We start from the raw sequence: 12,779 nt of genomic DNA, 5'->3' as shown, positions 1-12,779 counted from the left end.
AATGGAAGAGTAGCGCTATGTTTAAGAGTCTAAAAGCAATATTTGTCACTCAAGTGGTTATTGCTGTTTCTGTGGTATTAGGGATATCAAGTTATATTGATTATCAAAATACCAAACAGGAACTGAATAGCGCGCTTGAAACCACAGTGGAAAATGCCACCAATCGTATGAATCTCAGTTTGCCCAAAGCCATTTGGGACTTCGACCTGGAAGCGGCCAAACTCTCGATTTCTGCCGAATTAAAAGCACCCGATATCAAAGCGGTGCGAATACTGGATAATCAAGGGTCTGCCATCGTCTTTCTGCGCCTCGGGCCACCCAATGACGAGGGGCAACGCCAGCCGAAAGACATTGGCGACGGCGAAAAATCGATGTACGAGTCCATGCCCAACGAAGAAAGTGAGCTTTCATTTACCGAGTATGGTGAAACCAACAAAGTGGGGACACTTCAGGTATTCTACAATACCGACAGGCTAGAGGCGGAGTTATCCGAGACCCTCACTCGAAGCCTCATTGAGCTGCTAGTGCTCGATCTTGTGATCATCGTATTCTTAATTTTGGCCTTAACTGCCACCGTCGTTAAACCGCTCAACGATTTAACTGGGCGCGTCCGAGAACTCGCCAGTGGTGATGGCGATCTCTCTACCGTTATACCAGCACCGAAATACAAAGAATTCGCCCAGATCACCGAGCATATTAACCACTTCACCGCTTCGTTACGTGAAATCGTCAATGAAGTGACCCAAGCTTCTATCAATCTCGCTGAAGTTTCGGCAGAGAGTGGGCAAATGGCGCGCACGAATGCGGAACGCTTGGAGCAACAGAAACAAAGCCTCTCTACCGTTGCTGCCGCCGCCACGCAGATGAATCAATCCATTGCCACCGTTGCGGATACGGCGAACGATGCCGCCACACGTGCAGCGGGGGCCACTGATCTGGTTAACCAAGTGTACGGCACCATTGAGAGTTCAGCCTCTGAAATCATCAATATGCGTTCAGAGATGGAGAACGTGAATGCTGAAATGCATAAACTGCTTGAGGAAGGCGAGAAAATTTCAGATGTCGTGAACGTCATCAATGATATCTCTGAACAAACCAACCTCTTGGCGCTGAACGCTGCGATTGAGGCGGCGCGTGCGGGTGAACAAGGCCGAGGCTTTGCGGTGGTGGCTGACGAAGTACGTAGTCTTTCAGTCAAAACCAGTGAGTCCACCGAGCAAATTCAATCCAACATCAAGTCGTTGAGTGAAGCGACTGAGTCGGTAGAAAAAGAGATAAAACGCATTGGTAGTATCTTAGAAAACACCGCCGGTCGTGTCTCTGAGTCGCAAGAGTCTGTCAGTCAGGTACGCGAGACCATCACGGATATTTCCGAGCGTAGTGGACAAATCTCGCAAGCCACTGACGAGCAACGTCAAGCCATTGATGAAGTGAGTCAAGCAATCAATGAAGCCTCAGAAGCAACCAATTACGTGACTGAAGGTGCACAAGAAAACGCAGCACGCACCGACAAAGTGCTCACTCTAAGTGAAGACATCAAAGCACAAATGGGGAAATTTAAAACGTAATCAAAGGAATAATAACAAGGAGAGAACATGAAAAAGCTGTTTACCGTTAGCTTGGCAATACTATTACTGGTGCCTAGTGCGATGGCAAGAACGCTGACAGCGGCTCAGGATCCGTGGCCACCCTTTGTGACTACAGATCCCGATCGGCCGGGGATTTCTGTCGAGCTTGTCAAAGCTGCGATGGCCACCCAAGGCTATGAAGTCGAGTTTAAAAACATGCCATGGGCTCGCGCCCTCGATGCTGTCAGCAAAGGGAATATCGACTTGCTTCCCGCCACTTGGCACACTGAAGCACGCACTGAGTTCCTGCGTTACAGCAACCCTTATATGAGCAATCAGCTAACGTTTATTAAACGCGCAGATGACGTTTTTCAGTTCTCGAGTTTGAATGACTTACAGGGAAAAGTGGTTGGGATTGTGCGCGATTACGGCTATGGTGATGCGTTTTTGGAGGCGACGCATTTTGATAAACCCGCTGCCAATAACTTAGCAACCAATTTGAAAAAGCTGCTCGCTGACCGTATTGACCTGACTTTGGAAGACAAGGTCGTCGCCCAATCAGTGATGCAAGAGGAGGGGCTTGATAGTAACCAGTTTGCCTTTACTGACCAGGCGCTCTCAACTAACCCTTTACATGTCACGAGTGGCAAAGCCAACCCCGATAGCCAGATGTTTATCAATGCCTACAACAAAGGGCTTAATACGATAAAAGCAGATGGCACGTTTGAAAAAATCCTGAAAAAATATGGCATAAACTGATCGCATATAAAAAAATTGAGTACGCTTAAGGGGGAGAGAATGTTTCTTTTCCCCTTTTTTAGCTTGGAGCAATATGGTTTTACCTCGCCGCCTTAAAACTTGGTTTATCCTTTTTACGCTCGCGTACTTGGTTACAGCAGTAGGCGTGACAGCTCTCATTGGCGACACTATCGTCAACCGAGTCATCCAAGAAGAGCAAGAGGACATTAATCGTAAAGCCTCCTTGATACGGTCCCGGATTGAGGCGGCGATATATCATGATACCTATGTCGCTGATAGCTTGGCGACCGTGGTCACCATTGATCCGGAATTCGCCATGGCCAATTGGGACAGTGTGGCGCAAAAACTCCTAGACAAGGCAGATTATGTCCGCAATGTGGGTTTAGCGCCCGATAATATTATCAGTCATGTGTATCCTCTCGAAGGGAACCAAGCTGCAATCGGATTAGACTTTCGCTCTCGTCCAGACCAGTACCGTGCGGTATTAAAAGCGCGAAATCTTGGCGACGTTTACATCGCTGGGCCCGTTAACCTCGTTCAAGGTGGCCAAGCGATCATTGCACGATTTCCTATTTTCTCCTCCCCGACAGATACGTCGGACTATTGGGGAGGAGTCAGTGTTGTCATTGATCATATCAAGATGCTCGGTGAAGTCGGATTATACGATCTCAGTGGCGCCAATGTAGCCATCAAAAACAGTGACACACTGGCTTATTTTTATGGCTCCCAATCGACAGTTGTCAATGCCGACTTTACGGTCCCGATTTCTCTACCTAGCGGCGAATGGTCACTCGCCGTCGAATACACACTGAAACGCTCGCCCGAAATCGTGCGCCTAGGTATCATGATTTACGTGATCAGCGCAGGCATTTTTATCGTTATTTATGGCCTGATATTACTTTTCTATCGCAGTTTTCTTATCGCGAAAAAACAAGCACTCGTCGACGAGTTAACCCAACTTCCTAACCGGCGGTTCGCGATCGAAAAACTTGATTCACTCACACAAGAGAAAAAAGAGTCCTTTGCGCTGCTCAATATCGACTTAAATGATTTTAAGAAGGTTAACGACGCATACGGTCATGAAGCTGGCGATGCATTGCTTAGCCATGTAGCCTCAGCGCTAAACCAAAGCACCCGCTCATCAGACTTGGTCGCAAGAATGGGCGGTGACGAGTTTATTGTTGTATTGCGAGATGTACACCCTAGCGATGTCAACAAAGTGCTAAAAAGCCTAAAAGAAACGGTCGAGGCCTCCGCATGTCGATGGCAGCGCTATCATATCTACCCATCGCTCAGTATTGGCTGTGCCCTCTTTAACCATCGGTCCCCTCGTGATTTAGATGAACTGATGGCCTCGGCAGATCAAGATATGTACAAAGCAAAATCAGAGAAAAACACATCCGGACTATCCATTAACGCCATCGGTTGATCGAAAGAGAGCACAACCATTTTTTCATGCTATAGACTGGGTTTACACCCAACTATTAAAACGACTGTCTGTTGGTCTTTCTACTACAATATTTATCNTAAGTATCGAGAATAGACTGTAATTCACCGGCGTTACGCATTGACTCAAACCCGGCATCCAGCGTGGCTTTTATTTCCATGGCTTCTGGATGCTCACGCGAGATCATCATGTGGAACTTATCCCCACTGTTGCCCGGAATAGGCTCAGCTTTCATACCACCGGCGAGATAATCAGTCCCTTGGGAAACTTTAAATCCCGCCAATATTTCGTAACGCGCCAAGAAGACATCACAGCGTCCTGCTTCCGTTTTTTGCACGAGCTGTTCGAAACTTTTTGCTGATTTTCTGACTTTACTGTCGTCAACACCAAAACCGGTATAATTATAGCCAAGTAAGCCACACATTCTTAGGCCGTTTAAATCGTCCACTGAGTTTATATTCAAGCCATTAGGATGTTGGCTTGTCGAATAAATATAGCTAGGCTGTAACGTATAGTAATAATCAGTAAGAAGATAATTTTTATCTCGTTCTTCACTGTACGAAGCACTGAGGGCGATATCATAGTTGCCGGCCTTCGTTTGCAGTACACAACGTTTCCAAGGAGGCATTTCGACCGAAACATCAACCCCTTCTTTGCCGAATATCGCGTCAAGGACGTCAACATCATACCCTTGCACTTGTCCGCCTTTTTCAAAGGTATATGGTGGCCAACCAGCACCGTCTCCACAGGCTTTGAGTGATGATGTCTCTAAAGCGAGCGCTGGCCCAGATAGTAGGGAACCAGTGAGTGCTGTCGCGGCGATTGCGGTTGCAGAAAGTGTCGCTATTTTCATAGTGAACTCCTTTTAGGAAAACTCACCTTAAGTATTGACGATATTCTCCATAATGCGACCTGAATCACTGCATTTTTTACGGATTCAATATAACCACCTCGCCAGGCTTTAACCCCTTACGTACGCGTCCTTGCTGTGTGAGCGATACAAGCCGTGTTCTCACCTCACCCACATCGAGCACCTTCACATAGTTAAGTTGTCCAATTTGATAATACGCATTGCTCGGTAAGTAAAGCACAGGTTCGGACTTTTGTGACACGGTCACTTTTGCAAACATGCCTGGCAGCAAGCTATCGTTAGGATCCGAATGAGGCAGTGTCACCACGACACGATAACTACGTGAGCTCGTATCGGCGGCGGGCGTCATCGTGCGCACCATACCTGTCAGCGTTTTATCATAGGTGGGCAATTCAACCGTTAACGATTGGCCAATCGTTACAAAAGGCAAAACAGACTCAGCCATATTCACCATCGCTTCAATACTGGCAGGGTTATACAGCGATAACATCGCCGCGCCCGGTGTTGCCGTATCACCTTGGTTGATGATCTTTTCCGTGATCACGCCCGAGAAAGGCGCTCGCACCAGACTAAAACCAAATTGGGTTTCTGCCTCGTCCACCGCAGCAAGGGCGCGGCGATAATCAGACTGCGCCGTTTTTAAGCGATTTTCCGCTTCATCAAACTGAGATTGAGGCACCAGCTTTTTCGCCAACAAGGTCTCCATTCGGCGGTAGTCACTGCGCGCGGTATTCAGTTGCGATTGCGACGAGGCCAAGGCTTGTTGCACTTGGCGAACTTTGGCACTGAGGTCGGCATTATCTAAACGCAGTAATACATCGCCTTGCTCAACGCGGTCACCGACATCAACCAACACTTCCGCGACGGTGGCCGTCATCCGCGCTGCCAGCGTGGCGTTTTGTCGTGCCACTAGCTTACCCGAGAAGGTACGCGTTTGCGGCTGTTCGACCGCTTCCAGTGTTAGCGTTTTCATATCGCTTGCGACAGGTTTGGGGGGCGATTCTGACGCCACTTTCTCGGTAAAGGCGCCAGCCATCGCTAAAAATAACACCAATAACCCAGTGCCTAGCACCAGTGCGAGTAAGCCTTTTTTTGCCTTCATGCATCCTCTCCTTCTACTGATAAGCCATGGGTCGGGTGATGTTGATACGCAAGGTTGTACACCACAGGCACAACCAGCAAGGTAAACACGGTAGACGCGGCAATGCCGAAAATAATTGCCCACGCTAAGCCATTGAAAATAGGGTCGAGGGTGATAATCACATTCCCCAATAAGGTGGTGCCGGCGGTGAGCAAAATAGGCCGCATTCGCACTGCGCCCGCTTGTACTAGGGCTTCACTCAGCGCCATGCCTTGTGCAAGTGACTGTTGAATAAATTCAATTAACACCAGTGAGTTACGCACCACAATCCCTGCCAATGCAATCATGCCAATCATCGCGGTGGCGGTGAATAGCGCCGGATTTGGGTAGTCGTTGATCTCACCGCTTAAGCCATTGAGCAACCAAAAACCCGGCATGATGCCAATCACGGTCAGCGGGATCGCGAGCATAATAATGCCCGATACCGCCGGTAGCCCAGTTTGTATCAGCATCACAATAAAGACGCCCAGCAGTGCTGCGCCATAGGCAATCCCCAGATCGCGGAAGACATCAATGGTGATCTTCCACTCTCCTTCGCCACTCCATACCACCTCGATACCCTCATCAACTTGCCAGCCATCACCCGCGCCATTATCCAGATAACTACGCGCTGATAGCGAGCGAGCACTATCCGATTCAGGTTGATTAAAGTCGGCCATCACATCGGCGACTACTTCACCCGGCACGCGTCCAGTGGGTTCGGCGTACACATACACGACGGGGCGTAAATTCTTGTGATAGATAGGCTGATCAACCGGTTGCCGCGTAAAATGACCGAGCTCACTCAAGGCGACCAGCGGCTGCGGCGCATCCACCAAGGCACCTTGAACAGATTGTTTAGCTACCCCAGCCCGACCGCGTACATGCAGTGCAAGCAGCGCATCAAGTTGATCGCGCGCATCTGGCGCAAGCTGCAGCCTCACGGGCAAGGGATCCATTTCATCGGCATCCGCTAAATGGGCCAGCGTGACCCCTTGGTTTGCGGCCCTGAGCGCTTGGTTAATATCGGCCACGGCAATACCCGACAAGGCGGCTTTTTCTTGGTCCACCACAAACTGCCAGCTCGATAGAGGCCCTTGAATACTGGTACTCACTTCTGACACCAAGGCTTCACGCTTTAATCGCTCGGCCACCTGCGTCGCTTGCGCTTGCAGGGTTGAATAAGGCGTGCTTGGTGAGCCATACACTTCCGCGACAATGGTTGCCAGCACCGGCGGCCCCGGCGGCATTTCCACTAATTGCACTTCGGCATCATATTTTGCTGCGATGGCTTCTAATTCATCACGCATGCGCGTAACCAAGCCGTGCGATTGCAACGTGCGCCGGTGCTTATCCACCAGCACCACCCGCAGCTCACCTTGGTAAGGCGCATGGCGAGTAAAGTAATGTCGCACCATGCCATTAAAATCCATCGGTGAGGCGAGCCCGGCAAAGCCGGATACCGACACCACCTCGGCTTGCGTTTGTAGATAACGGTTCATTTCTCGCAGCACGTTGGAGGTATCAACATGATTGTCGGTTTCCGGCAAATCCAGTACCACCTGAAACTCGTTTTTATTGTCATACGGCAAGAGTTTGAGTGGCACGAGGCGCAAAGCAGGCAGCAAGGCGGCGATGACGAACAACACGCCCACTAGCCATAAAAACGCTTTGGCGCGACGATTACTCTCGAGCAATGGCAGCAACACGCGTCGGTAGCCACGGTACAGCGGCGTGGTCTCTATGCGATAGTCATCACCTTTATTGGAAGCGCGGACAATTTTTTTGGCAAGCCAAGGTGTGACTAAAAACGCCACCAAGGTACTGATCACCACACTGACCGGCACATTGAATGCAAGGGGCGCCATATACGGCCCCATCATGCCGGTGATAAAAAACATCGGGGTAAATACAATCACAATCGCCACGGTCGACATGATCAATGCGCGTTTGATTTCCAACATCGCCAGCACAATCGTGCGTCCACGGGGCTTATTATCATGAGTCAGGTGCCGTTCAATGTTGTCGATACTGGCAATCGGATCATCAACAATCAGTCCCAGCGCCAAAATTAACGCAAACAAGGTGACGCGGTTAATCGAATAGCCAAAGGCTAAATCCAGCCCTAATGCCGCGCCATAACTGATTGGGATCGCAATCGCTACCACTAAGGCACTTCGCCAGTTTAAGAACAAGCCAACAAAGACCACCACGGTGAGCACCGCAATACCGAGGCTGGACACCAAGTTTTTTACTTTGGCATCGGCGGTTTGACCGTAATTGCGAATAATCTCAACGCTCACGCCCTCGGGAAATTGTGTGGCGACCAGATGATTGAGCGTGGCGGTGATATCCTCGGCCACGCTCACCGCGTTCGAACCTTTTTGCTTGGCCACCGAGAGAAACACTGCTGGATGCGGCTGGCTATCATCGGTCGATTGGATCCAGGTATCTGTGGTGGACTCTTGCGCGCCGTCGGATAATTCGGCTACATCCTGCAGGTACACAGGTTTGCCATTAACCACCGCCACCACTAAATGGCGTATCTCCTCAAGGCTTTGATACCACTGGCCGGTTTTTAATACATAGCGCTCACCCTGATGCTGAATATCCCCGACATCACGCTTTTGATGGCTTAGCGAAAAGGCATTAGTCAGATCAGACACGCTGATTTGATAGCTAGCCATAGCCGCAGGATCGAGCGTGACCAATACCTGCCGCGGCACCCCGCCCACTACCTTCACCGCATTGGTTTCGGGAAGGGCTTTGAGATCCAAGGTGGCCTGCTCGGCAATACGGCGCAGCGCATAATGGTCGAGCTGGTCCGGTTTGTCGCTACTCAGTGCCGCAATCACAATCGGCACATCATCAATTTCCACCGGCTTGATTGCCCATTCGCTCACAGCAGCTGGGATCGCATCTTGGTTGGCGTACAGCTTGTTATAAAGTTTCAACAAGGCAGACTCGCGATCTTCACCCACGTAAAAGCGCACCGTGACCAACGCGGAGCCTGCTTGGGTGGTGGAATACACATACTCCACCCCATCAATTTGACTGACTTTTTTCTCGAGCGGCTGCGTCACCTGCTTTGCCACTTGTGGCGCACTCAAACCAGGCGCTTGTACCACCACATCTGCCATTGGTACCACGATTTGCGGATCTTCTTCTTTGGGTGTAAGCCACAGCGCCGCCGCCCCGACCAGCAGTGCAAGCACGATGAGGATGGGCGGGAAGAAGCTATTCATTACTCGGGTGATCAGCTGACCTTGTGGCTGGGCATCTCGCATATTCGATCCTTTGGCTGATGTCAGTAACGACAAGGAAACGATAGGTAAAAACGCTGAATATTAATTAACTTAGCGCATCGACGGGCAATGAATGTATGCTGATCTCTCAGATTCAGACACATCAGGCACAATAGAGCCGCTGCAAGGTGGCGATAATCGCCGCGACGTGGGGGTCATTGAGCTGATAAAACACCTGCTGGGATGACTTACGTACCTTGACCAGTTGATGCCGCTTTAACACGCTAAGGTGCTGGGAAAACGCCGACTGACTGAGCGACGACCCTTGCAGCAATTGCCCCACGGACCGCTCTCCGGCCAAAAGCTGGCACAGCACAATTAATCGCTCAGGATGGGCCATCACTTTCAACATGGTCGCCACCAAAGACGCTTGCTCACGCATGGCAACAATGTCCATGTCAGGTATGCTTTCTGTCTCAAACGGCATGCTTGACTCTGCCATCGCCTACTCCTCTCTCGCCAATACTCATAGCTTAGCGCGCCATTTTATTTAGTCAATTCTAATTTAGTTTAAATATAATTAGACTTTTCTAAATATAACTTCTAGAGTGATCCCTGTGTCGACAAACACTGAAGGCGTTCGAGCCAAAGCGGTTCGGTCTGTCGGGGAATCGTATAGAGGATGCAAAGGAGTCTTGCTATGACAATTGATAATGGCGTACGTGTAATCGCTGGCATGATGGTGCTACTTTCTGTCGTGCTTACCCTCACAGTTCACAGCCAATTTATTTGGCTAACCGTCTTCATTGGCGTAAACCTGATCCAAAGTGCGTTTACAGGGATTTGTCCGGCTGCCTTTTTCCTGAAAAAACTTGGACTAAGCAACGCTTGATGGAGTCATAATGACCAAAATCGTAATTATTGGCGGCGTCGCTGGTGGCGCCTCTGCCGCCGCTCGCGCCCGTCGCTTAAGTGAAGAAGCCGAAATTATCATGTTCGAACGTGGCCCGTACGTCTCGTTCGCTAATTGTGGTTTGCCTTATCATATCGGCGGAGATATTACCGATCGCAGTAAACTCTTGCTGCAAACCCCAGATAGTTTTCGCGCCCGCTTTAATGTGGATGTGCGCATCAACAGCACAGTCACTGCGATTAATCGCGAGGCCAAAACCGTTACCGTCACCCGTGCCGATGGTAGCAATTATCAAGAAAGCTACGACAAGTTGTTGTTAAGCCCAGGTGCGGCCCCCATCATGCCACCCATTCCTGGCTTAGATAACCCGCTGACCCACTCGCTCCGCAATATTCCAGACATGGATGCGATTTTGCATACCATTGATATGAATAACCCCAGCCATGCGACTGTCGTTGGCGGAGGATTTATTGGCCTTGAGATGATGGAAGCGCTGCATCAACGCGGGATTAAAACCACCCTATTGGAGATGGCCGAGCAGGTAATGACGCCGGTTGACCGAGAAATGGCGGGATTTGTTCATCAAACCATTCGCGATCAAGGAGTGGATTTACGCCTAGGCACAGCGCTGGAGTCCGCCGAGTTTATTCCCACCACGCATGTCGCCAGTGATGATGCCGGCGAGCCCAGTGAGCCGCAACACTTAGAAGGTTCACTGAACCTCACGCTAAATAATGATGACACGCTGCATACTGAATTGTTGATCATGGCGGTTGGCGTTAAGCCTGAAGTCACGCTGGCGCAACAAGCGGGCCTTGCCATTGGTGAAAAAGGCGGCATTGTGGTCAACAGCACTCTGCAGACCCAAGATCCCGATATTTACGCGGTCGGCGATGCAGTCGAAGAAATCGACTTTGTGACCCATAAACCGACGTTAGTACCACTGGCAGGTCCGGCGAACCGTCAAGGGCGGATGGCCGCTGACAACATGCTAGGAAGCACTGAGCATTATCTTGGCACCCAAGGCACCGCCATCTGTAAAGTGTTCGATCTCGCGGTGGCGTCAGTGGGCCAAAACGAGAAACAACTTAAGCACGCTGACATAGACTACCAAAAGGTCTATGTCCACGCCGCCAGTCATGCCGGTTATTATCCTGGCGCGGAAATCGTCTCATTTAAGCTGCTGTTTGCCCCGGATACCGGCGCGATTTTAGGCGCACAAGCGGTGGGTAAAGATGGCATTGATAAGCGCATTGATGTCATGGCCGTAGCACAACGTGCTGGCATGACCGTTGAGCAGCTCCAACATCTAGAACTCACCTATGCGCCGCCGTATGGCAGTGCTAAAGATGTGATTAATCAAGCGGCGTTTGTAGCGACAAACCTGATTAAGGGTGACGCTAAAGCGATTCATTACCACGAGTTAGGTGCACTGCGTGATGATCAAGTACTGCTGGATGTGCGCAATGCCCCAGAGCGCGAAAACGGCCAGTACATTGAAGGCGATGTGCATATTCCGGTCGACGAGCTGCGCGGACGCATCGATGAGCTACCCAAAGACAAAGAAATTTTGATTTACTGTCAGGTCGGCCTGCGCGGCAACGTCGCCTACCGCCAGTTAGTCAACAATGGCTTTAAAGCCCGCAACTTGATTGGTGGCTATCGCACCTACAAATTCGCCACCGCCTAACCATTCAGATACTCCCTGTCAAAAAGCACGAGCACCCGCTCGTGCTTTTGTTTATTGGAAAATCTGCCCTACCTCGTTTATACCTTAACTATTGTCATGATTAGTTGTAAGGCTTTTAGTCATTAAATCGTGCATGATGTCACGACATCACTCCAATGAGTCTCATTTCCTTTTTTGAGCAAGAGGATAACTATGCTAGGTCGCTCTAACACTCACTTACAAGCACTTGAGCAAGCCATTATCGCCGTTGTCACGATTGATCATCACAATAACATCACCTTTTTTAATCAAGCCGCAGAGGATATATGGGGATACGCCGCGAACGAGGTACTAGGTAAAAACGTGGCAATGCTGATCCCTACCGAACTGCAAGCTGATCATGATAATTATGTTAACCGACACAGAGAGGGCGGGGAGGATCGTATCGTCGGGCGTTCTCGGGAAGTACAGCTCAGGCGAAAAGATGGCATATTGACTTGGGTACAACTGTCGTTATCCAAGATACGTGTCGCTGGCAAAATTCATTATACGGCCTTTGTTCGTGATGTGACCGCTGAACGAGACGCGCGAGAGATGATGACCCAAACACTTGAACAAGCGCTGGATGCAGTCGTATGTATTGATGAAAATAACTGTATTACTTTTTACAACAAAGCAGCCGAGCAGCTGTGGGGCTACAGCAAAGAAGAGGTTCATGGCAGGAACGTTAGAATGCTTGTACCTCAAGAAATTCAATCCAACCATGATGCGTATATCGATAAGAATCGCAAAACTGGCGAAGACAAAATTGTTGGCACCAGTCGAGAAGTTGATATTGAACACAAAGACGGCCATCGTCTCTGGGGACAACTCTCACTGTCCAAGGTGCGTCTTGATAATAGAACACTCTATACCGCATTTGTAAAAGATGTCACTAATGCCGTACAACGACGAGAAGAAATGCGATTACTGTCCATGGTCGCTAACGAAACCGACAATGCTGTTGTGGTGACGAATCCGAAAGGTGAAGTGGTATACGTTAATCGCGGCTTCGAAGATATGTCAGGCTATACACTTAATGAAATGGAAGGGAAAAAGCCTGGGCATGTTTTGCAAGGACAAGATACTGATCCCCAAACCATACAAAATATCCGCAATCATTTAGCTCGTTATGAGCCCTTTTATGA

At 49.7% G+C, this 12,779-nt stretch carries 10 protein-coding genes; 6 read left to right on the top strand and 4 right to left on the bottom strand.

Annotation, left to right across the window (positions count from 1 at the left end; translation table 11 throughout):
• Positions 1 to 17 precede the first annotated feature (17 nt).
• The 3 genes from BZG72_RS09430 (at position 18) to BZG72_RS09420 (ending at position 3,756) form a co-directional block, all read left to right on the top strand.
• Positions 18 to 1,568, top strand: coding sequence for a methyl-accepting chemotaxis protein (locus tag BZG72_RS09430; RefSeq protein WP_046075781.1), 1,551 nt, complete (start codon positions 18 to 20; stop codon positions 1,566 to 1,568).
• 27 nt (positions 1,569 to 1,595) lie between these two features.
• On the top strand, positions 1,596 to 2,327 hold the full coding sequence (locus BZG72_RS09425) for a substrate-binding periplasmic protein (RefSeq protein ID WP_046075780.1): 732 nt from the start codon (positions 1,596 to 1,598) through the stop codon (positions 2,325 to 2,327).
• Between the two features lie 145 nt (positions 2,328 to 2,472).
• On the top strand, positions 2,473 to 3,756 hold the full coding sequence (locus BZG72_RS09420; protein ID WP_158075459.1) for a diguanylate cyclase domain-containing protein: 1,284 nt from the start codon (positions 2,473 to 2,475) through the stop codon (positions 3,754 to 3,756).
• Positions 3,757 to 3,811: 55 nt separating this feature from the next.
• On the opposite strand, the gene BZG72_RS09415 is transcribed toward BZG72_RS09420, so the two are convergent.
• The 4 genes from BZG72_RS09415 to BZG72_RS09400 form a co-directional block, all read right to left on the bottom strand.
• A complete protein-coding gene (locus BZG72_RS09415; RefSeq protein ID WP_077666624.1) occupies positions 3,812 to 4,627 on the bottom strand; it encodes a substrate-binding periplasmic protein in 816 nt (271 codons plus the stop codon).
• Between the two features lie 76 nt (positions 4,628 to 4,703).
• Positions 4,704 to 5,747 carry an efflux RND transporter periplasmic adaptor subunit gene (locus BZG72_RS09410; RefSeq protein WP_077666623.1) on the bottom strand — a complete coding sequence of 348 codons (1,044 nt, stop codon included), beginning with the start codon at positions 5,745 to 5,747 and terminating at the stop codon, positions 4,704 to 4,706.
• On the bottom strand, positions 5,744 to 9,052 hold the full coding sequence (locus BZG72_RS09405; protein WP_077666622.1) for an efflux RND transporter permease subunit: 3,309 nt from the start codon (positions 9,050 to 9,052) through the stop codon (positions 5,744 to 5,746). The genes BZG72_RS09410 and BZG72_RS09405 overlap by 4 nt, the downstream gene beginning before the upstream one ends.
• Positions 9,053 to 9,173: 121 nt before the next feature.
• Positions 9,174 to 9,467 (bottom strand): ArsR/SmtB family transcription factor, encoded by a 294-nt coding sequence (locus BZG72_RS09400; RefSeq protein ID WP_069586674.1) that lies wholly within the window; start codon positions 9,465 to 9,467, stop codon positions 9,174 to 9,176.
• Between the two features lie 243 nt (positions 9,468 to 9,710).
• Between BZG72_RS09400 and BZG72_RS09395 the strand changes: the two genes are divergently transcribed.
• The 3 genes from BZG72_RS09395 to BZG72_RS09385 form a co-directional block, all read left to right on the top strand.
• Complete coding sequence (locus BZG72_RS09395) at positions 9,711 to 9,902, top strand: YgaP family membrane protein (RefSeq protein WP_069586663.1); 192 nt, start codon at positions 9,711 to 9,713, stop codon at positions 9,900 to 9,902.
• A gap of 10 nt (positions 9,903 to 9,912) precedes the next feature.
• The gene (locus BZG72_RS09390) at positions 9,913 to 11,613 is read left to right on the top strand and encodes an FAD-dependent oxidoreductase (RefSeq protein WP_077666621.1); all 1,701 of its coding nucleotides are present in this window, start codon (positions 9,913 to 9,915) and stop codon (positions 11,611 to 11,613) included.
• Positions 11,614 to 11,805: 192 nt separating this feature from the next.
• On the top strand, positions 11,806 to 12,779 hold a 974-nt coding region (locus tag BZG72_RS09385; RefSeq protein ID WP_131828029.1), incomplete at its 3' end, for a PAS domain S-box protein.

The sequence above is a fragment of the Salinivibrio sp. PR6 genome, assembly GCF_001995955.1.
Lineage (GTDB): Bacteria > Pseudomonadota > Gammaproteobacteria > Enterobacterales > Vibrionaceae > Salinivibrio > Salinivibrio siamensis.
Note: the sequence above shows the minus strand (reverse complement) of the source record. Positions and strands in the feature narration are given on the sequence as shown.